The following is a 20,187-nucleotide window of genomic DNA, read 5'->3' as shown; positions in this document are numbered from 1 at the left end:
CGTCTGCCCGGGAATTCCCGGCCCACTGCCCTGCCGCTGTGCGGCACTGTCACCAGCGGTACCAGCGGGACCGCTTTCCGCCGGACGAGGTGGACCGCAGAAGAAAACCGAGGGCCCACAGGACGAGTACCGCTATCGCCACGAACCACAGGGCCTTGAGTGCGAATCCGAGTCCGAAGAGGATCAGGATCAGCAGGAGTACGACAAGAAGGGGAACCACGGGAATCAGCCTCCGAATTGAGCGGTGTCAGAGAGCCGTGTGCCCCGGTACGGAAATCCAAACCAAAGCGGTATTCCGGAGCGGTCCGGCACCCGTCCGCGGGGCGGCGGGGCGCCCCACGGGTGCCGTCCCGGCCCGCGCGCCCCAGGGCCGTACCGCCGCCCCCGGGGAACCGACGGCAACTGTTTCCCCTCAGCAAGGGTTAGACGGTTGAAGTCCGGGCAGGCGCGGTGAAGCGGAGCCGCCGCGCCGTTGGAGGGGTGGGACATGAGTGCAGACCGAGCCGGAGTCCAGGTTGCCGGGCATGAGGCGACGGAGGGGGAGCCGCGGCAGGTCACGGTGGAGGCGGGGGTGCCCGAGGTCGGTGACCCGAGCCGCGTCTCCCCGCGCGACGCCCGCGAGTTGACCCGGATCTTCCTGGTCCGGCTCCAGGAACTGGAGGAGGGCACCCCGGGCCACCAGTACGTGCGCAACACCCTGATCGAGATGAACCTCTCCCTCGTGCAGTTCGCCGCGAGCCGCTTCCGCGGGCGCGGGCAGGCGCTCGGGCAGATGGACGACATCGTCCAGGTCGGCACCATCGGGCTGATCAAGGCGATCGACCGGTTCGACCTGTCCCGGGAAACCGAATTCACCACCTTCGCCATCCCGTACATCGTGGGGGAGATCAAGCGCTTCTTCCGGGACACCACCTGGGCGGTACGGGTGCCGCGGCGGCTCCAGGAGTTGCGGATCGAGCTGGGAAAGGCCAAGGAGGAGCTCTCCGGAATTCTCGACCGCGATCCTTCGGTGTCCGAACTCGCTCAATTCCTCGAACTCGGCGAGGAGGAGATCCTCGAAGGACTTGTGGCGAGCAACGGCTATGTCGCGAGTTCGCTGGACGCGCCCTACGAGGGCCCCGACGCGGAGGGCCGCAATGCCGCCGATTTCCTGGGCGATGTCGATGAACGCCTGGAACTCGTCGAGCAGTTGCACTCGCTGAAGCCGCTCCTCGGTGAACTCGGCGAGCGCGACCGGCGGCTCCTGGAGATGCGCTTCGGCCAGGAGATGACGCAGGCGCAGATCGGCGCCGAGCTCGGCCTCTCCCAGATGCATGTCTCCCGGCTGCTCACCGCCGTCCTGAAGAAGCTCCGCAGGAACATGCTGCCCACCGGCTGACGGGCGCCCCCGGCGGCGCGGGCGCGGCGGCCGTGGAGCAGGCGATCCCCGAGCCGCCTCCCGTTCCGTGCCATGTTCACGCGAAGGGGCGATCCTGGCGGCCGTCCCGGATGGTGCCCCGGGGCCCCGGGTAGGGCCCGGCCATGACGCAGCCGTTCGTTCTGCCGGACTTCTACATGCCGTATCCCGCCCAGCTCAATCCGCACCTGGAGGAGGCCCGGGCGCACAGCGCCGACTGGGCGCGGGAGATGGGGATGCTGGAGGGCTCCGGCGTCTGGGACACCGCCGACCTCGAAGCCCACGACTACGCGCTCCTGTGCGCGTACACCCACCCCGACTGCGACGGGCCCGCACTCTCCCTGGTCACCGACTGGTACGTGTGGGTCTTCTTCTTCGACGACCACTTCCTGGAGCTCTTCAAGCGCAGCCAGGACCGCGCGGCCGGCAAGGCGCACCTCGAACGCCTGGCCCTCTTCATGCCGATGGACCTCGCCACGCCGATGCCCGAGCCGCAGAACCCGGTCGAGGCCGGGCTCGCCGATCTGTGGACCCGCACCGTGCCCGCGATGTCCGCGGCCTGGCGGGACCGCTTCGCCGAGTCGACCAGGAACCTGCTCAACGAGTCCGACTGGGAGCTCTCCAACATCAACGAGGGCCGGATCGCCAACCCGGTCGAGTACATCGAGATGCGCCGCAAGGTGGGCGGCGCGCCCTGGTCCGCCGGTCTCGTCGAGTACGCCACCGCCGAGATCCCCGCCCGGATCGCCCGCTCCCGCCCGCTGCGGGTGCTCTGCGACGCCTTCTCCGACGGCGTCCATCTGCGCAACGACCTCTTCTCCTACCAGCGCGAGGTCCAGGACGAGGGCGAACTCAGCAACGGCGTCCTGGTCCTGGAGACCTTCCTCGGCTGTACGACGCAGGAGGCCGCCGACGCCGTCAACGACCTGATCACCTCCCGGCTCCAGCAGTTCGAGGCCACCGCGCTGACCGAACTGCCCGCGCAGTGCGCCGAGAGCGCGCTCGCCCCGGGGGAGTACGCGGCGGTCGCGGCCTATGTGAAGGGCCTGCAGGACTGGCAGTCGGGCGGCCACGAATGGCATCTGCGCTCCAGCCGCTACATGAACGAGGGCGCGGTGCGGGAGAGTTCACCGCTGGCCGGGCCGACCGGCCTCGGCACCTCGGCCGCCGCGGTGCGCTCGCTGCTCTCCCCGGCGAGCGCCCGGCGGCTGCGCAACTACGCGCACGTGCCCCACCAGCGCGTCGGCCCCTCCCGGATCCCCGACTTCGAGACCGGCTACGAACTGCGGCTGAGCCCCCTGCTGCCCACCGCCCGGGACCACCTGACCGACTGGGCGCGCACCACCGGCATCACCCGCGAGGGCCTGTGGGACCAGGCCGCCCTCGACCGCTACGACCTGGCGCTGTGCGCCGCCGGGATCTATCCGGACGCCGACCAGAAGGACCTCGACATCGGCTCCGCCTGGCTGGCCTGGGGCACCTACGGCGACGACTGGTACCCGGCGCTGTACGCCCGTACCGGCGACTTCGCGGGCGCCCGGCTCGCCACCGAGCGCCTGAAGGCCCTGATGGTCGTGGACGAACCGGACGCGGCGCTCGCCGCCCCGCACGCCAACGCCCTGGAACGCGCCCTCGCCGACCTCTGGTCGCGCACCGCGGGGCCCATGCCGCCCGAGGGCCGCGCCCTGTTCCGCGACGGCGTGGTGGCCATGCTCGACGGCTGGCTGTGGGAGGTGTCCAACGAGATCCAGCACCGCATCCCGGACCCGGTCGACTACATCGAGATGCGCAGGGACACCTTCGGCTCCGACATGACCACGAGCCTCTCGCGCATCTCGCACGGCAAGCGCGTACCCGACGAGATCTACGCCACCGGCCCCATGCGCTCGCTCGTCAACTCGGCGATGGACTACGCCTGCCTGCTCAACGACCTGTTCTCGTACCAGAAGGAGATCGAGTACGACGGCGAGGTGCACAACGGCGTCCTCGTGGTGCAGAACTTCTTCGACTGCGACTACGCCACCGGTGTGGCCCTCGTCCACGATCTGATGCAGGGCAGGCTGCGCCAGTTCCAGCATGTGGTGGAGCACGAACTGCCCGTGCTCTACGAGGACTTCGGCCTCGACGAGGAGGCGCGCGAGGTCCTCGCCGGGTATGTCACCGAGCTGGAGAACTGGCTGACCGCCATCCTCCACTGGCACCGCGAGTGCAGGCGCTACCGGGAGGAGTACCTCTCGCACGGCATCGGCGCCGGCACCCCCGCGCCCCGCCGCGCGGACTCCCTGCTGCCCGGACCCGCCCTGCCCTTCGCCTGGCGGGCCGCGCCCCCGGCGGGGTGAACCGACCGGGGCGCCGCACACCGGCGGCCCCGGCGGCACGGACGTGGCCCGGATGCCTGGCGGGAGGGCATCCGGGCCACCTTGCTGCCCGGCACGCCCTGGCAACTACCCGCCGTGATGCCGGATTTCCGCCTGTTATCACCCGTTCGTGAATCGTGGCGCGGGGTGGCGGCGGGTAGTTCTCCGGCGGAGGCGAGACATGGAACAGACTGCTTTGCGACCCAAGCCGATGCCGGGCCGTGAGACGCCCGGCGAGAAGACCCGCGGCCGCGGCCCCGGCGCACGGGGCCGGGTTCCCGGGGGCGCGCCGGGCCCCACCGGCGGCCGACGCCCGGGGGCGGTACGCAGGCGCAGGCGGCGCCTGCTCACCCTGCTCGCGGGGCTGGTGGTCGCCGCCGGTCTGGTGCTCTCCGGGGTCGGCCTCGGCACGGTGAGCGCCACCGTCATCGGGATGAGCAAGCTCGCCGACATGCAGAAGTCCGGCGGCGGCCCCGGCGGGGCGCCCCAGGCCCCCGGGGCGGTGGCCCCCGGCGAGGCGAAGGGCGGCGAGAAGGGGGCCGCCGCGCCCGGCCGGGAGCCCGGTGCCGAGGCCGGGGAAGAGGGGGCCAAGGGCAAGGCGGGCGAGGGGAGTTCGACCGGTGGGGGCCGCGGCAAGGAGCCCGCCACGCTCGGCATCGAGGCGGTGGACGCCCCGGACGGCAGGGGCGCGCTCCTTGTCGGGGTGCATCTGCCGGGGCCCGGCTATACGGCGGGACTGGTACGCGGCGACACCCTGATCCGGTTCGGGGAGCAGCGGATCCGCTCGGCCGGGGACCTCGCCCGCGCCGTGACCCGCGCGCAGCCGGGCAAGCGGGTCCCCCTGACGGTGCGGCACGAGAACGGCACCGAGCAGCAACTCTCCGCGGTACCGGGCGTCATGACCTGAACTGCGGGCCGGGACTCGGAGAGACGGCCGTCCGGGCTCGGGCGCGCGGCCCGCCCCCGTCCGGTGCCGGCTCGGCTCCCTGAAGACCGACATCGGGCACACCGCGGCGGCGGCCGCGCTCAGGACTGGCCGAGCACCACGCAGGACTCGCCCGGCAGGGTGAGCACGCCCGCCTCGTCGGGCGGGCCGAGGGGGTCCCAGGCCGCGAGGACCCGGGGGCGGCCCCGGCCGAGCGGGATGGCGGCGGGCTCCGGGCCGAGGTTCACCGCGATCCGCAGGTCGCCGCGGCGGAAGGCGAGCCAGCGGGCCTGCTCGTCGAAGGCGGGGCGCAGCGCGGTCAGGTCCGGGTCGGTGAGGTCGGAGTACCGGTGGCGCAGGGCGATCAGGGTGCGGTACCAGTCGAGCAGCCGGGAGTGCGGTCGCCGTTCGGGCTCGGACCAGTCCAGGCAGGAGCGCGCGCGGGTGGCCGGGTCCTGGGGGTCGGGGACCTCCTCCTCGGCCCAGCCGTGCGCGGTGAACTCCCGCCGCCTGCCGCGCCGTACGGCCTCGGCCAGCTCCGGGTCGGTGTGGTCGGTGAAGTACTGCCAGGGCGTACCGGCACCCCACTCCTCGCCCATGAACAGCATCGGGGTGAAGGGCGCGGTCAGGGTCAGCGTGGCCGCGCAGGCGAGGAGGCCGGGGCTCAGGCCCGCGGCGAGCCGGTCGCCGAGGGCCCGGTTGCCGATCTGGTCGTGGGTCTGGGCGTAGCCGAGCAGCCGGTGCGCCGAGACCCGCTCGCGGTCCAGCGGCCTGCCGTGGCGGCGCCCGCGGAAGCTGGAGTACGTACCGTCGTGGAAGAAGCCGCCGGTCAGGCACTTGGTGAGGGCGGCGAGCGGGGCCTTCGCGAAGTCGGCGTAGTAGCCCTGGGACTCACCCGTCAGGGCGGTGTGCAGGGCGTGGTGGAAGTCGTCGTTCCACTGGGCGTGCAGTCCGGTGCCGCCCTCGCCGCGGGCGCGGATCAGCCGGGGGTCGTTGAGATCGGACTCGGCGATCAGGAAGAGCGGCCTGCCGGTCTCCGCGGCCAGGGCGTCGACAGCCTCGGCGAGCGCTTCGAGGAAGGGCAGGGCCCGGTCGTCGTGCAGGGCGTGCACGGCGTCCAGGCGCAGCCCGTCGAGCCGGTAGTCGCGCAGCCAGGCGAGCGCGCTGCCGATGAGGAAGTCCCGTACCTCGTCCGAGCCCGGGGCGTCCAGGTTCACGGCCGCGCCCCAGGGGGTGTGGTGGGTCCCGGTGAAGTACGGACCGAAGGCGGGCAGGTGGTTGCCGTCCGGGCCGAGGTGGTTGTGGACCACGTCGAGGACCACTCCGAGCCCCTCGGCGTGCGCCGCGTCGACAAAGCGCTTCAGCGCCTCGGGGCCGCCGTAGGGCTCGTGCACCGCCCAGAGCGCGACCCCGTCGTAGCCCCAGCCGTGGCGGCCGGGGAAGGGGCAGAGCGGCATCAGCTCCACATGTGTGACGCCGAGCCGGGCCAGGTGTCCGAGCCGCCCGGCCGCCGCGTCGAGGGTGCCCTCGGGGGTGTAGGTGCCCACGTGCAGTTCGTAGAGGACGGCGCCCGGCAGCCCGCGGCCCGGCGGGTGCGCCGTCCAGGTGTGCCGGGTGTGGTCGACCACCGCGCTGAGCCCGTCGGGGCCGTCCGGCTGGCGGCGCGAGCGCGGGTCCGGCAGCACGGGGCCGCCGTCCAGGGCGTAGCCGTAGCGGTCGCCGTCGCGCCCCGGGGCCTGCCCGGCCCACCAGCCCGGGCGCCCGGGGGCGGGGCCGAGGGCGTGCTCCGCCCCCGACAGGTGCAGCGTGACCTCGGCGGCCTGCGGTGCCCACACCTCGAACTGCACGGACGCGTCTCCTTCGGGACGTGCTGACAGCCCTGCCCTGACAGCAGCTCTGCCGGCTCTGATGTCTCTGCCCTGCCGGTCCTGACGTTCTGACAGTCACCGTGATGTCGCCCGTCCATCCTGCGGCAGGAGGCGGGCCCGCGCCCCCGGGTCGCCCGATCTGCCCGCCGCCGTGGGGCGCGGGCGGCCGTCCGTAACAGTGCTGCTGCGGCGGTCGCGCGGATTCGCCCACCTCATGCCCCGTCCGTGCTGGTCAAGGGCCCGTACGGGGTGTGGCGACCTCGGCGCCCTGCTGGACACCCCGGGCGGTGCTGATCGACAATCCGGGATGTGACGTCGTCTTTCGAGTTCCCCGCGGTCCCCGTGCGGCTCTCCGACGCCGAGCGCGACCAGGCGCTGCAGGCGCTCCGGGAGGGTGCCGCCGTCGGCAAGCTCTCCCATGACACCTTCCTCCGGCGCATGGAACTCGTCCTCGCCGCCCGGCGGCCCGACGAACTCGCCGCGCTCACCGCGGATCTGACGAGCCAACCGGACAAGGAGGGGCCGGTCCAGCGGGCGCTGTTCGGCGGGGTGCGCGCGGTCTCCGGCTTCACCGCCCGGATGCGCAAGGTCTGGCAGGTCGAGCGGCTCCCGGTGCTGCGGCTGCCCGCCGCCCCCACGCACGAGCCGCTGCGGATAGGGCGCGAGCCGGGCAACGGCCTGCGGCTGAGCCACGAGACGGTCTCCCGGGTGCACGCGGAGCTGATCCGCCAGGGCGGCATCTGGGTGCTGCGGGACCTCGGTTCGAGCAACGGCACCTGTGTGAACGGCCGCCGGGTCATCGGGGCCGCGGTGGTCCAGGAGGGCGACCAGGTGAGCTTCGGCCAGATGTCCTTCCGCCTCTCCGCGAGCTAGCCGCCCGGCGCCCGACTCCCGTACGTACGAAGGCGGTTCAGGCCGCCGGGGCCGCCTGCCTGGCCGCCACCAGGACCGTGCGGGACTGGTGCTCCACCTGGGAGGCCAGCGGCACCCAGCGGGCCCGGAACCGGCGTGCGAAGGCCTCGCACCAGCCGTCGACCAGTGCTTCGAGGCGCGCCTGAGCCGGGTCCTCGGCGGCCCGCAGCACCCGCAGCAGCATGGCCCCGGCCCGCAGCGGCAGCCGGCGCCCGAAGGCGTCGATGCTGCCGATGTACGCCACCGTCGCCCCGGGGGCCTCGGTCGCGGCCCAGTCCGCGGCGAGACCCGGCGCCAGATCGAGCGCCCAGCGCGCGCCGCGCAGCAGCGGGCCCGGCGGCCCGGGCAGCCGGGGCAGCGCCTCGGCGAGGATCTCCTCCACCAGGCCCGTCTCGTGCCGCAGCCGGGCGGCGGTCTCCCGCAGCGCGCTCTCCGGTGCCGGGTGCGGGGCCGGGTCGTCCACCAGGTCGCTGGCCCACATCGGCACCTCGACGATCGCGGTGAGGCCGCCGTAGCGGTGCGCGTGGTGCCAGGTGCTGGCGCGGGCGTTCTCCGGCAGGCTGGGGAAGGCGGCCTCGGCGTCCGGCTGCGGCATCACATGGACCCCGGGCCCGGAGGCGGGCCAGCCCGCCGCGTCCGAGGCCCCGGTCTCCACCGGGATGTGCAGCGCGGCGGCCGATTTGGCGAAGGGCTCGGCGAGGCCCGGGATGTCCTTGGTGAGCTGCACCCAGCTGCCGCCCAGATCGGTGCCGTGCAGGGAGACCTGGAGGTACGGGCGCACCTGGTCGATGACCGCGGTCAGCGCCCGGGTCTCCGGCGGCAGCCGGTCCGGGGGCAGCACCGAGGGCGACCACTCGGGCTGCTCGGGGCCCGCGGGGCGGAAGAAGTGCCGGTGGTAGTCGTGCAGCGAGCGGGGCGCCGGGCTGCGGTGCAGATGGGCGCCGTCCGGGTCGGCGCAGAGCAGGAAGTGCCAGGAGCGGGTGGCCCGCAGCGCCGGGTCGGCCAGGGTACGGCGGGCCAGTTCGAGCACGGTGGAACCGCCGGTGGGCTCGTTGGCGTGGGCGCCCGCGACGACCAGGACCGACTGCCGGGCCCGGCCTATCGACAGCAGGTGCATCGGGCGTCCGCCGCGGGAGGTGCCGATCTGCCGCAGGGTGCTCAGCGAGGGCCGCTGCGCCGTCAACTCCCGTGCCGAGGCGACCAGTTCCGTCACATTGGGATAGCGCTTTCCACTCAGGTGACTCACCCCCGTCTGCCGCCCGGACGCAGGCAGTACCCCACGCGGCCCGGCCACTGTCAAGGCGGCTGTCCGGGGTGTCGGGCACGCCCGCGGATCGGTACGGGTGCGGTCGTAGACGGCCTTCTCGCCAGGGGTGGTCCCCGCCGGCGGGAACCGGGGAGCAGAGGAGTGGAGCCCGGCCGCGGGGCGGGGTGCGGGCCGGGCTCCACGAGGGTGGCGGGTCTCAGTCGATGTGGTAGCTGTCGCCGTAGACCTGCCAGTCCAGGGGGGTGTTCAGCGCGAGGTTGCCCGCGTCGAGGAACCTGCGCTGGGCGGTGTCCACCCGGCTGGTGTCCGAGTGGGCCTCCTCCTGCTTCATCGCCCAGACGCGGGCGTCGAGGAAGGCGTGCAGCCAGGCGGACTCGTCGCCGCCCTCGGAGGGCGGTGCGGCCTGGTCGAGGGCGCGGGCGCGGATGCCGCCGAAGCTGGTGCCGCCCTCGCCGGGACCGTGCATGACGATCGCGTCGTAGTAGATGAACTGGCCGAGCGTACCGACCTGGTCGCTCTTGCCCTGCGCCACGGCCGGGTCGAAGTAGACGCGGTCGCGCTCGGCGTCCTGGGCGCGCTGGAAGGACTCCTCGCCCGCGGCCTTCGCCCAGTCGGCCTCGAAGGCGGGGCCGAGGCCCTCGTGGGAGTCGGTGCCGTTGACCGCGCGCAGGGCGGGCAGATAGGGCGCGAGGACGCTGTCCGGCTCCTCCTGGGCGTGCCGCTCGACCAGTTCGAGCATGTCGCCGGTGCCCGAGCAGAAGCCGATGATGCCCGCCGTGTAGCCGCGGCCGTCGCCGATGTCCTCGATGTACGGGTACTGGGCGCGCCAGTCGAGCGAGGAGTTCTCGGCGCTGGACACCAGCTGCATGGCGATGTCCTTCTTGGCCGGGTCGTCGAGCCCGTCCTCCGCCCTCGCCGCGGGGGCGGAGGCTCCGGCCGGGGCGGGTGCGGCCAGGGCCGACTGCGGCACCGCGAGCAGGGCGAGGCCGAGGAGGGCACCGGCGGCGGGGCGGCCGAGCCGCCGTCCGGGGAACCGTGTGCGGGAACGCTGCTTCATGAGGACCTCTGTTCCGTGAAGGAGTGGGGGGAAGCCCGGTGGGGCCTTTGACGGGAGGGTGCTCAGACGGCTTGCGTGGTGCGCGGAGGCCGGTGGGGTCCACGCCCGTCCAGGGGGAGGACGGGGCCGGACGGTGGGGGAGAGGGGGGAGTGCGGGGCGCGGCCCTGCCCGGCGTGGCATGAGATTACCGCCGTCCCGCCTTCCGTCAATGGACGCGGAAGTGCCTCTTTCGGGGGTGGTGAGTGCACTCCCTGAAGGCAGCGGCGAGCCGCTCGCGCCCCCGCGCCCCGGGACGATCCGGACCTCTCGACGGTCCCCGCAGGAAGACGCGCCGCCGCCACCGGAGCCGCATACCCCGGCGGTCTGTGCCACCGCCGGATCCTGAACTCGCGCTCCCCGCCGGGAACTCAATGAACGCAACGCGGAACCGGCCACTCCGTTCCGCTCGGTCCCGGCTCTGCTCAGTGGCGGCTCTGCTCAGTCCCGGCCCGGTTCCTCTCGGCCCGGTTCCTCTCGATCCGGCTCCTACAGACCTGGCTCCTCTCGACCCGGCTCCTCCTGTTCCAGGAGCGCGAAGGGCCGTTTCGCGAACAGCTCCGCCACCGGCAGCCGCCCCTCGTGGCGCACCTGCGGCGCGCAGACGTCCCGCCAGCGCCCCGGCGGCAGTTCGAGCACCGTCCCGCCCCAGCCGCCCGCCTCCGCGAGCCGCAACGGCAGCCGCGTCACCGCGCTCAGCACCGCCCCGCCCCGGGTGAACGCCAGGCAGTGCCCGGCCGCGGGCCCCCGCGCGGCCAGCGGCGCGTACGAGCCCCCGGCGCCGAAGACCTCCGGCCTCCGGCGGCGCAGTTGAAGCGCCGCCACGGTCAACTCCCGCTTCAGGGCGGGCAGTTCACCCGCCTCCTCGGCCACGGGCCCCTCCCCGAGCGGTGCCCGGTTGTCGGGGTCCACGAGGGCGCGGTACGGGTACTCGGTGCCCTGGTACAGGTCGGGCACCCCGGGCATGGTCAGCTGGAGCAGCGCCGCCGCGAGGATCTGCGCCTCCACGTACGGGCGCAGGCCCGCGCCGAACTCCGCCAGCGCCTTCCCGGCCGGGCCGCCGGGACCGGCCGCCACGAAGTCCGCGACCGCCGCCTCGTAGGCCGCGTCCGGCTCCGTCCACGTCGTGCGCAGCCCCGCCTCCCGCACATGCTTGAGCAGGGCCTCCCGCAGCCGGTCGACCTCCGGTACGCCGAGCCCGAGCGCGGTCTGCCACCCGGCCCAGGCGACCAGGTGGTCGGGGGCCGGTACGCCGGTGCGCGCCGTCAGGGCGGTCAGCTCGCCGAGGAGTTCCGCCCACCGGCCCGGGCACTGCGCGAGGACGGAGATCGCCGCGCGGACATCGGCGCTGCGCTTGGTGTCGTGGGTGGAGAGCACGGTCCCGGTCAGCGGCCAGTCCCGCTGGAGGCGGGCGCAGTAGGCGTGGAAGTCCTCGGGGCCGAGCGCGGGGGCGCCCGGTTCGCCGCCCACCTCGTCGGCGCTGAGCAGCGGCACGTACCGGTAGAAGGCCCGGTCCTCGACCGACTTGGCGCGCAGCGCGGAGGCGGTCTGCGCGAACCGCGCCGCGAAGGCGGCCACTTCGGCACGGCCGTCACCCACGCGGTCCGCACCCGCATCCCCTCCCGCGCCCTCTCCCGCCCGGCCGTCCCCCTCGCCCGCGCCCTCCGCGCCCCCGCCCGTACCACCACCCCCGCCGAACTCCCCCAGCAGCAGCCCGCGTACCGCCTCGACCGCGCCCGCCTCCTCCGCGACCTCGAAGGCGGCGGCGGCCTCCGCGGCGGCCTCGGCGGTCAGTACCGACGCCGGGTCGCCGCCCGTGTAGGGGCGGTAGACCGGCACGCGGACCAGGAGTTCGTGCAGGGCGGTGGCCAGGGCCCAGGGGGCGTGGTCGCGCAGCCGGGGGTCGCGGGCGCACAGGCGGACGCAGTCGCGGGTCAGCCGGGCGGTCTCGGCGGCCAGGTCGTGGCCGAGGACCTCGTGCGCGGCGCGGCGCGCGGTCGCCGCGAAGTCGCCGCCGAGGTCGGGCGCGGGCGCCGCGAACTCCCGGAAGCGGGCGGCGAGTTCCCGCGCACCGGCCGGGTCGGTGAGCACCCCGTCCAGGTGCCGCAGGGCGTCGTAGCCGGTGGTGCCCGCGACCCGCCAGTCCCCGGGCAGGCGCTCCCCGTCGGCGAGGATCTTCTCCACCACCGTCCAGCGCCCGCCGCTCGCCTCGTCGAGCCGGGCCAGATAGCCGGCCGGGTCGGCGAGCCCGTCCGGGTGGTCGATGCGCAGGCCGTCCGCGACGCCGTCCGCGAGGAGTTCGAGGACCTTGGCATGGGTGGCCGCGAAGACGCCGGGGTCCTCCACCCGGATCCCGATCAGCTCCGCGATGGTGAAGAAGCGGCGGTAGTTGAGCTCGGTCCTGGCCAGCCGCCACCAGCCGAGCCGGTACCACTGGGCGTCGAGCAGTTCGGGCAGCGGCAGCCCCGAGGTGCCGGGCCGCAGCGGGAAGCGGTGCTCGTGGTAGCGCAACTCCTCGCCCTCCACGTGCAGTTGGTCCAGCTCGCCGCCGAGCGGGCCGCCGAGTACGGGCAGCAGTACCCGGCCGCCTCCCGCCTCCCAGTCGATGTCGAACCAGTGCGCGTGCGCGGCGGCCGGTCCCTCGCGCAGCACGTCCCGCAGCTGCCGGTTGTGGCGCGGCGAGGCCGCCATGTGGTTGGGCACCAGGTCGAGGACCAGGCCCAGGCCGTGCTCCCGGGCCCGCGCGGAGAGCGCCCGCAGCCCCGCCTCGCCGCCGAGTTCCCCGCGCACCCGGGAGTGGTCCACCACGTCGTAGCCGTGCGTGGAGCCCGGCACCGCCTCCAGGACCGGTGACAGATGCAGATGGGAGACCCCGAGCGCGGCGAGCCGGGGCACGGCCGCCGCGGCCGCCGCGAAGGGGAAGCCGGGCTGGAGCTGGAGGCGGTAGGTGGCGGTGGGCACGGGCACCGGGGGCTTCGGGCGCAGGGAGGTCATGCACCGTTACGTACCCGCCCGGGCGCCCCCGCTGTCGCTCCCGCGCCAAAGGGCGCCCGACTGCACCCGCCCGCCCGTGCTCAGGCCGGGCGCTGGAGCACGGTCAGGCTGCGGTCGATCAGGGTGAGCCGCTCGCCCGCCGCCATCTCGGAGGCCGAGCCCGGCGGCACCGGGTCCCGGCGGGCGGTGTCCACCACGATCCGCCACTTCGGGCCGTGCAGCACCGGTACCTGGAACTCCAGCGGTTCGGGGGAGGCGTTGAAGAGGAGCAGGAAGGAGTCGTCGGTGATCCGCTCGCCGCGCGGGCCGGGCTCGGAGATGGCGTTGCCGTTGAGGAAGACCGTCAGCGCGCTCGCGGTCGCCTCGCTCCAGTCCCGCGGGGTCATCTCCTCGCCCTCGGGGGTGAACCAGACGATGTCCGACAGCTCGTCGTGGGTGCCCTCGACCGGCCTGCCGTGGAAGAAGCGCCGCCGCCGGAAGACCGGGTGGTCCCGGCGCAGCCACACCATGGCCCGCAGGAAGAGCAGGCGTTCGGCGGCGTCCTTCGGCCACTCCAGCCAGGACAGGGCGTTGTCCTGGCAGTAGGTGTTGTTGTTGCCCTGCTGGCTGCGGGCGAACTCGTCGCCGTGCGAGATCATCGGCACGCCCTGGGAGAGCATCAGGGTGGCGATGAAATTGCGCATCTGCCGCTCCCGCAGGCCGAGGATCTCCTTGTCCTCGGTCGGCCCCTCCGCCCCGCAGTTCCAGGACCGGTTGTGGCTCTCGCCGTCCCGGTTGTCCTCGCCGTTGGCCTCGTTGTGCTTCTCGTCGTAGGCGACCAGGTCGTGCAGGGTGAAGCCGTCGTGGCAGGTCACGAAGTTGATGGAGGCGAGCGGGCGCCGCCCGTCGTCCTGGTAGAGGTCGGAGGAGCCGGTCAGCCGGGAGGCGAACTCGGCCAGCGTGCGCGGCTCGCCCCGCCACAGGTCGCGCACCGTGTCCCGGTACTTGCCGTTCCACTCGGTCCACAGCGGCGGGAAGTTGCCGACCTGGTAGCCGCCCTCGCCGACGTCCCAGGGCTCGGCGATCAGCTTCACCTGGGAGACCACCGGGTCCTGCTGCACCAGGTCGAAGAACGAGGACAGCCGGTCCACCTCGTGGAACTGCCGGGCCAGCGTCGCCGCGAGGTCGAAGCGGAAGCCGTCCACATGCATCTCGGTGACCCAGTACCGCAGCGAGTCCATGATCAGCTGGAGTACGTGCGGGGAGCGCATCAGCAGCGAGTTGCCGGTGCCGGTGGTGTCCGTGTAGTACCGCGGATCCTCCGCCAGGCGGTAGTACGAGGAGTTGTCGAGGCCCTTGAAGGAGAGGGTGGGCCCGAGGTGGTTGCCCTCCGCGGTGTGGTTGTAGACCACGTCCAGGATGACCTCGATGCCCGCCTCGTGCAGGGCCCGTACCGCGGACTTGAACTCCAGCACCTGCTGGCCGCGGTCGCCCCAGGAGGCGTAGGCGTTGTGCGGGGCGAAGAAGCCGATGGTGTTGTAGCCCCAGTAGTTGTTGAGGCCCATGTCGACCAGGCGGTGGTCGTTGACGAACTGGTGCACCGGCATCAGCTCGATCGCGGTCACCCCCAGCTCGGTCAGGTGCTCCAGGATCGCCGGGTGGGCGAGGGCGGCGTAGGTGCCGCGCAGCTCCTCGGGGAGGGCGGGGTGACGCATCGTCAGGCCCTTGACGTGGGCCTCGTAGATGACGGTGCGGTGGTAGTCGGTGCGGGGCGCGCGGTCGTCGCCCCAGTCGAAGTACGGGTTGACCACCACCGAGGTCATGGTGTGCGGGGCGGAGTCCAGGTCGTTGCGCCGCTCGGGTGCCCGGAAGTGGTAGCCGTAGACCTCCTCGCCCCAGCTGACCGAGCCGCTGACCGCCTTCGCGTACGGGTCCAGGAGGAGCTTCGCGGAGTTGCAGCGCTGACCGCGCCCGGGTTCGTAGGGTCCGTGCACCCGGAAGCCGTACCGCTGCCCGGGCATGATCCCGGGCAGATAGGCGTGCCGTACGAAGGCGTCCGTCTCGCGCATCTCCACCGCGGTCTCCGAGCCGTCGTCGTGCACGAGGCACAGCTCGACGCGGTGGGCGGCCTCGGAGAAGAGGGCGAAGTTGGTGCCGGCGCCGTCGTACGTGGCACCGAGGGGATATGCCTGACCAGGCCATACCTGCATGGATGACGACTCTTCCGCTACCGGCCCCCGGCTGGGGACACCTGCTCCGAGTCTTCCCGAAAGGCGGCGGGCCACCTAGGACCTTCGCCGCGGGTACGGGGCGCGCGTTGCGGGGCACGGGGCTCGCGGCGGCGGGCGCCGGGTCGCTGACCAGCGCACCAGGCACCGCCGCGGACCTCGATTCGCGCAGAACTCCCGTGTGAGCAAGGATGGTTGGGAAATCCCCCGCGCATCCGGCTGCGTCGGCGCCTTCTTGCGGAGTACCCTCCTTGATCGTTGAACGGGGGAGTACGCGGGGGTGGGGAAGGCGGTAAGCACGTGAGCTCGGGAGGGCTGGAACTTCCGCCTGGCGAGAGCGGCCAGGAGGGAGGGACGGCAGAGGTCCCACCCGGAGCGGTGTCCTTGGCACGGCCCATGGAGATCGGCGCCGAGCTGGACTGGGGGTCCGAGGACTGGAGCGAGGTCCGCACCAGAGCCCAGCGCGCGGGGCGGGCCTACATCTGGCTGAACCTCGTCGAACAGCGGCTCCGGGCCGTGGTCGCCGCGGTGCTGCGGCCGGTCTACGAACCGGTGCACGGCGAGGACTGGGTGGTCGCCGCCGCGGGTCCGGCGGGCCAGGAGTGGGTGCAGCGCGCCGTCGCGGTGCGCGAGGTGTCCCGCCGCAAGGGCTATCTGCTCGACCCCGCGGACGACAACGTGGTGAGCTTTCTGACGCTGCCCCAGCTGCGGGAGCTGATGGTGCAGCACTGGCCCTGCTTCGAGCCGTACTTCGACGACCGGCGGACCGTGGAACTGGCCCTGGACGAGCTGGAGGTCACCCGCAATGTGGTCTCCCGCAACCGGGCGCTCTCCGTCACCGTGCTCGCCCAGGCCGAACGCGCCGCCTCCCGGCTCCTGGAGATACTCGGCACCGGCTCCGAGGTGCCCTCGGCCCGCCGCCTGCCGGTGGACGCCGTGGAGGAACTCGTCGGGGACCGCTACGGCGACGTCGTCGGGGTGCACGCGGACCGGGTGCGGCTGCTGCGCAACTTCCCGGCCGAGGACATCTTCGGCGGTGCCCGGCGGCTGGACGCCATCGGCATCGGCCTCAATCTGCTCAGCCAGAACTTCTCCGGGCGCCGCCTGGTGCGGCTCGCGGAGTCCGGCTGCCGGATCCGCCTGGTCTTCCTCAACCCGGCGAGCAGCGCGGTCAAGCGGCGCGAACGCGAACTGGGCATGAAACGCGGGGAGTTGAGCCGCGCGGTGGAGACCAACATCCTGCATATGCGCCGGGTCCGCTCGCGGCTGCGCGATCCGGGGGCCTTCGAGATACACGTCTTCGACGAGACCCCGCGCTTCACCGCCTACCTGGTCGACGGCGACGGCGCGGACGGCATCGCGGTGGTGCAGTCGTATCTGCGGCGCACCCGGGGCATGGAGGCGCCGGTGCTCGTCCTGCGCGGCGGCGGCCGGGTGGTGCGCCACCCGGAACCGGCGGAAGCGGGGGAGAGCGGCCTCTTCGACACCTACCGCGAGGAGTTCGAGCTGGCCTGGGGCGATTCGCGGCCGGTCTCCTGAACCGGCGGCGACCGGCACCCGGGCACGAGCGGCCCCTCACCGGGCGTACCGGAATGCCTCGATCCGCACTGTCAGTGGCACATGGGATCGTGAGGTCACTGGGGGAAACGCACCATCGAGAAGGGGGTCCCATGGCCTGGTTCCGCGAGCTCGTCCACGGCTTCGACCTGGAGACCACGGGCACCGATCCGCACCGCGCGCGCATCGTCACCGGCGCCGTCGTCGAGTTCCGTGCCGGTGAAGTCCTGGGCCGCCGCGAGTGGCTGGCCGATCCGGGGGTGCCGATACCGGCCGAGGCCGCCGCGGTGCACGGCATCACCGACGAGCAGGCGGCCCAGGGCGCCCCGCCGGACCAGGTGGCCGATGCGATCGCCGAGGTGCTCACCGCCTCCTGGCGCGCGGGCATCCCGGTCGTCGCGTACAACGCCGCCTTCGACCTCACCCTGCTCGCCGCCGAGCTGCGCCGCCACGGGCTGCCCTCGCTGCGCGAACGCCTCGGCGCGGAGCCGGCCCCGGTCCTCGACCCGTACACCATCGACCGGTACGTGGACCGCTACCGCCGCGGGAAACGCAAGCTGGAAGCGGTCTGCACCGAGTACGGCATACGGCTCGACGCCGCCCACGACGCCACCGCGGACGCCCTGGCCGCCGCCCGGCTGGCCTGCGCCGTCGCCGAACGCCACCCCAAGGTCGCCGAGCTCTCCGCCGCCGAGCTGCACCGCAGCCAGATCGGCTGGGCCGCCGAACTGGCCGCCGATTTCCAGCGGTTCCTGCGCCGCCAGGGCGACCCGGGCGCCGTGGTCGACGGGGTCTGGCCGCTGCGCGAACCGGCCGGGGAGTCCGAGCCGGTCTGACCGGGGAGTCCGGGCCGGTCCGAGGGGCGGGCGCGCAGGAGACCGTCAGGCGTCCCCGTCCCCGTCCCCGTCCAAGTCCAAGTCCAAGTCCAAGTCCTTGTCCTTGCCCTCGTCCTCATCCCCATCCCCGCGCGCCCGCACGGCGGAGAGGGCGATGCGGCGCCGGTCGAGGTCGACATCGAGGATCCGGACGCGAAGGGGGTCACCGACCCGGGGCACCTCACCGGGCCCGGCGAGGGCTTCCCCGGGCAACTCGGCGCGGGGTACGAGCCCTTGGAAGCCGTCCGGCCGGTCCTCGACGCGGACGAAGGCGCCGAGGGGCACCAGCTTGGTCACCACCCCGGTCACCACCTGGCCCACCCGTGCGCGGAGCCCCGGCAGAGGATCCGGCCGCAGCGCCCTCAGGGGCAGCGCCACGCGCTCCCGCACCGGATCGACATCGAGGACCTCGGCGGTGATCTCCTCCCCGGCGGCGACGGCCTCGGAGGGGTGGCCCAGGGGCCGCCAGGACAGCTCCGGGATGTTGATCATCGCGGTGAGGCCGCCGATGTCCACGAAGGTGACCCCGAAGCTCGCGATCCCGGTGACCGTGCCCCGGACGGTCTGCCCCTTCCGGAGGGTCCGCAGCAGCGCCCAGGTGCGGTCGCTCGGCGTCGGCTCGGTCCGCCACCGGGCCCGCAGCACACCGTCCCCGTCGGGCAGGACGGCGGTGAACAGCGGCCGCCGCGCGTCGACTTCGAGCGGCAGCACGGCGGCGGCCCGGGCCCTCGCCACCCGGGCGGCCAGCACCGGGTATCCGCTCGTGTCGGCCCGGTCGGCGAAGGCGCTGGTGAGCGAGGCCTCGCCGTCCTCCCAGACGAGTTCCACGGTGCCCTCGGCGGGGACCGCGGCGAGCACCGCGGCCACGTCCTCGGACAGCTTCGGCCAGAGCGTCAGTCTCGCCCGCGGGGTGAGCCCGGCGCGTACCCCGTCCAGGGTGGCGGCCGTGAGGCGGTACCAGCGCGAGACGTTCTCGACCGGGGACTCCTCCAGCAGGACCTCCTCCCGGCGGATCAGGCACCAGCGCACCCGGGCCCAGAACTCCTCGTCGGCGGGCCGCTGTTCACCCGGTTCCCCGTACTCCGCCGCATAGGGCGAGGCCGCGATCCGCTCCGGGAAGAGGCCCAGCTCCCGGGTGCGCGCGAGGGCGCTCTCGCAGGGCCCCTCGCTGGTCACATAGACGTACTGGTCCCAGCCCACATGCACCGCGAAGACGTCCGCCACCTCAAGGCGGCACCAGACGCCGTTGTCGCGCAGCATGGCCCGGACCAGCTCCAGGGCGGTGGCGAGGGAGACCTCCGCGCCGTCGTGGAATCCGCGGAGGTCGGGCGGGAAGAGCCCGGTGAGACCCTGGCCCTCGGTCACCGGCTCCAGACCGAAGTGGACGAGACCGGTGAGCCCCGGCTCGCGGAGGGCCAGCCGGTCGACACCGGTGGCCGCGGCGAAGGCGGCGAGGGCCTCCAAGTAGGCCGATTCCACCGGCCCGTGGTCACTGACCGGCTCCTCGGCACCGGTGTACGCGCCCCGCTCGTCGCGGTCGGCGGGGTCGTACTTGCTGATCCGGTGGACGAAGGACGGCACGGGTCTCCTGTGATCGGTGGGTGCTGCTCGCCGTGCGAAAAGGGGCGCGCGAAGAGGGGCGCGCGAAGAGGGGCGCGCGAAAAGGGGCGCCCGAAGAGGGGCACGCGCCCCGCCCGGAGGTGTCCGGGGCCTCAGAAGGGATACCACCGCACCGAGGTGTCCCCCTCGCGCAGCGAGTCCACCCGGCGGCGGAACTCGGCCAGCGCCCCGGGGTTGGCCGGGGCGTGCTGGGCCACCCAGGCGCAGCTCGCGGTCTCGCGGGCGCCGCGCAGGACCGCGCAGCCCTCCCACTCCCGTACGTCCCAGCCGTAGGCGCGGACAAAGGAGTCGTAGGCCTCGGCGGGCAGTCCGTACCGGTCGCGGCTGAGCGCGAGCACCACCAGATCGTGTTCGCGCAGGTCGCAGGAGAAGGTCTCCAGGTCGACCAGGACCGGCCCCTCGGGGCCGATGTGCACATTGCGCGGCAGCGCGTCCCCGTGGATCGGACCCGGGTCCAGCCGCGGGGTGAGCGCGCCCGCGGCGGCGGCGAACTCGTCCCGCCGGGCCCGCAGATAGGCCGCGTCCGCCGGGTCGACGGCGTCCCCGGCGAGCCTGAGCCAGCGCTCCACCCCGCCGAGGAGTTCGCGCCGCGGCAGGGCGAACTCCGGCGCCCCCAGGGCGTGCACCCGGCGCAGCAGCATCGCGAGGTCGGCGGGTTCGGCGGGCCGCACCGCCTCGCCGAGCCCGTGCCAGACGGTCACCGGGTGCCCCTTGACGAGCAGCGCCTCGGCGCGGGCGGCGCGGACCGCGGGCACCCCGCGCTCGGCCAGCCAGGCGGCGACCCGCAGTTCGCGCTCGGCCCGCCCCAGGAGTTCGGCGCTGCGGCCGACCTTCACCACCAGCGCGTCCGCGGCGAAGACCGCGTTCTCGCCGAGCGCCAGCAAGCGCGCCCGCCCCGCGTCCCCGGGCAGCACCCCGGCCGCCGCGAGGACTTCCCGCGCCCTCTTCTCGTCCATCCACCGGTCCCTTCACCGCACCCGCACCTCGTCCTCGGGCCAGTCTGGCATTCCCGCTGGTCGTCCCTCTCCGGGGTGAGCACGCGCGCTGCCTTGACGCCGGGGCGGCCCATCAGGACCATGACGTCGTGCCGTCGGGCGGATCCCCCGTCCGGGGCG

The 20,187-nt window shown here is 73.7% G+C and carries 14 protein-coding genes; 6 read left to right on the top strand and 8 right to left on the bottom strand.

Features of this window, described 5'->3' with window-relative positions:
* Positions 1-49: 49 nt before the first annotated feature.
* Positions 50-220 (bottom strand): hypothetical protein, encoded by a 171-nt coding sequence (locus MID12_RS02915; RefSeq protein WP_040246541.1) that lies wholly within the window; start codon positions 218-220, stop codon positions 50-52.
* Between the two features lie 267 nt (positions 221-487).
* Between MID12_RS02915 and MID12_RS02910 the strand changes: the two genes are divergently transcribed.
* The 3 genes from MID12_RS02910 (at position 488) to MID12_RS02900 (ending at position 4,660) form a co-directional block, all read left to right on the top strand.
* Positions 488-1,378 carry a SigB/SigF/SigG family RNA polymerase sigma factor gene (locus tag MID12_RS02910; protein ID WP_263164681.1) on the top strand — a complete coding sequence of 297 codons (891 nt, stop codon included), beginning with the start codon at positions 488-490 and terminating at the stop codon, positions 1,376-1,378.
* Positions 1,379-1,521: 143 nt separating this feature from the next.
* Positions 1,522-3,735, top strand: coding sequence for a terpene synthase family protein (locus MID12_RS02905; protein WP_263164680.1), 2,214 nt, complete (start codon positions 1,522-1,524; stop codon positions 3,733-3,735).
* Between the two features lie 199 nt (positions 3,736-3,934).
* Positions 3,935-4,660, top strand: a complete 726-nt coding sequence (locus tag MID12_RS02900) for a PDZ domain-containing protein (protein ID WP_263164679.1) — start codon at positions 3,935-3,937, stop codon at positions 4,658-4,660.
* A 119-nt stretch (positions 4,661-4,779) separates the two neighbouring features.
* Here MID12_RS02900 and treZ read toward each other — a convergent pair whose 3' ends face one another.
* The gene (gene treZ, locus MID12_RS02895) at positions 4,780-6,525 is read right to left on the bottom strand and encodes a malto-oligosyltrehalose trehalohydrolase (protein ID WP_263164678.1); all 1,746 of its coding nucleotides are present in this window, start codon (positions 6,523-6,525) and stop codon (positions 4,780-4,782) included.
* A gap of 330 nt (positions 6,526-6,855) precedes the next feature.
* Between treZ and MID12_RS02890 the strand changes: the two genes are divergently transcribed.
* Positions 6,856-7,419: a DUF1707 and FHA domain-containing protein gene (locus MID12_RS02890; protein ID WP_263164677.1), complete on the top strand. Its 564-nt coding sequence runs from the start codon at positions 6,856-6,858 to the stop codon at positions 7,417-7,419.
* Positions 7,420-7,456: 37 nt separating this feature from the next.
* Here MID12_RS02890 and MID12_RS02885 read toward each other — a convergent pair whose 3' ends face one another.
* The 4 genes from MID12_RS02885 to glgX form a co-directional block, all read right to left on the bottom strand.
* Positions 7,457-8,704 carry a M14 family zinc carboxypeptidase gene (locus tag MID12_RS02885; protein ID WP_263164676.1) on the bottom strand — a complete coding sequence of 416 codons (1,248 nt, stop codon included), beginning with the start codon at positions 8,702-8,704 and terminating at the stop codon, positions 7,457-7,459.
* Between the two features lie 217 nt (positions 8,705-8,921).
* Complete coding sequence (locus MID12_RS02880) at positions 8,922-9,782, bottom strand: chitosanase (protein WP_263164675.1); 861 nt, start codon at positions 9,780-9,782, stop codon at positions 8,922-8,924.
* Between the two features lie 526 nt (positions 9,783-10,308).
* Positions 10,309-12,813 (bottom strand): malto-oligosyltrehalose synthase, encoded by a 2,505-nt coding sequence (gene treY, locus MID12_RS02875; protein ID WP_263164674.1) that lies wholly within the window; start codon positions 12,811-12,813, stop codon positions 10,309-10,311.
* A gap of 80 nt (positions 12,814-12,893) precedes the next feature.
* On the bottom strand, positions 12,894-15,002 hold the full coding sequence (glgX, locus tag MID12_RS02870; RefSeq protein WP_263164673.1) for a glycogen debranching protein GlgX: 2,109 nt from the start codon (positions 15,000-15,002) through the stop codon (positions 12,894-12,896).
* Between the two features lie 318 nt (positions 15,003-15,320).
* Between glgX and MID12_RS02865 the strand changes: the two genes are divergently transcribed.
* Both MID12_RS02865 and MID12_RS02860 read left to right on the top strand, forming a co-directional pair.
* Complete coding sequence (locus tag MID12_RS02865; RefSeq protein WP_040246526.1) at positions 15,321-16,559, top strand: SAV2148 family HEPN domain-containing protein; 1,239 nt, start codon at positions 15,321-15,323, stop codon at positions 16,557-16,559.
* A gap of 131 nt (positions 16,560-16,690) precedes the next feature.
* Positions 16,691-17,413: an exonuclease domain-containing protein gene (locus tag MID12_RS02860; protein ID WP_040246524.1), complete on the top strand. Its 723-nt coding sequence runs from the start codon at positions 16,691-16,693 to the stop codon at positions 17,411-17,413.
* A 45-nt stretch (positions 17,414-17,458) separates the two neighbouring features.
* On the opposite strand, the gene MID12_RS02855 is transcribed toward MID12_RS02860, so the two are convergent.
* Together MID12_RS02855 and MID12_RS02850 are read right to left on the bottom strand one after the other, a co-directional pair.
* Positions 17,459-19,033: a S1 RNA-binding domain-containing protein gene (locus MID12_RS02855; RefSeq protein WP_263164670.1), complete on the bottom strand. Its 1,575-nt coding sequence runs from the start codon at positions 19,031-19,033 to the stop codon at positions 17,459-17,461.
* 131 nt (positions 19,034-19,164) lie between these two features.
* The gene (locus tag MID12_RS02850; RefSeq protein WP_263164668.1) at positions 19,165-20,028 is read right to left on the bottom strand and encodes a phosphotransferase enzyme family protein; all 864 of its coding nucleotides are present in this window, start codon (positions 20,026-20,028) and stop codon (positions 19,165-19,167) included.
* Positions 20,029-20,187: the final 159 nt, after the last annotated feature.

The sequence above is a fragment of the Streptomyces sp. SCSIO ZS0520 genome (assembly GCF_025643355.1).
GTDB classification, from domain to species: Bacteria; Actinomycetota; Actinomycetes; order Streptomycetales; family Streptomycetaceae; genus Streptomyces; species Streptomyces physcomitrii.
Note: the sequence above shows the minus strand (reverse complement) of the source record. Positions and strands in the feature narration are given on the sequence as shown.

Coding starts and splice junctions, on each gene's coding strand:
- MID12_RS02910 (WP_263164681.1), top strand. CDS start 488: ATGAGTGCAGACCGAGCCGGAGTCCAGGTTGCCGGGCATGAGGCGACG.
- MID12_RS02905 (WP_263164680.1), top strand. CDS start 1,522: ATGACGCAGCCGTTCGTTCTGCCGGACTTCTACATGCCGTATCCCGCC.
- MID12_RS02900 (WP_263164679.1), top strand. CDS start 3,935: ATGGAACAGACTGCTTTGCGACCCAAGCCGATGCCGGGCCGTGAGACG.
- MID12_RS02880 (WP_263164675.1), bottom strand. CDS start 9,782: ATGAAGCAGCGTTCCCGCACACGGTTCCCCGGACGGCGGCTCGGCCGC.
- treY (WP_263164674.1), bottom strand. CDS start 12,813: ATGACCTCCCTGCGCCCGAAGCCCCCGGTGCCCGTGCCCACCGCCACC.
- glgX (WP_263164673.1), bottom strand. CDS start 15,002: ATGCAGGTATGGCCTGGTCAGGCATATCCCCTCGGTGCCACGTACGAC.
- MID12_RS02860 (WP_040246524.1), top strand. CDS start 16,691: ATGGCCTGGTTCCGCGAGCTCGTCCACGGCTTCGACCTGGAGACCACG.
- MID12_RS02850 (WP_263164668.1), bottom strand. CDS start 20,028: ATGGACGAGAAGAGGGCGCGGGAAGTCCTCGCGGCGGCCGGGGTGCTG.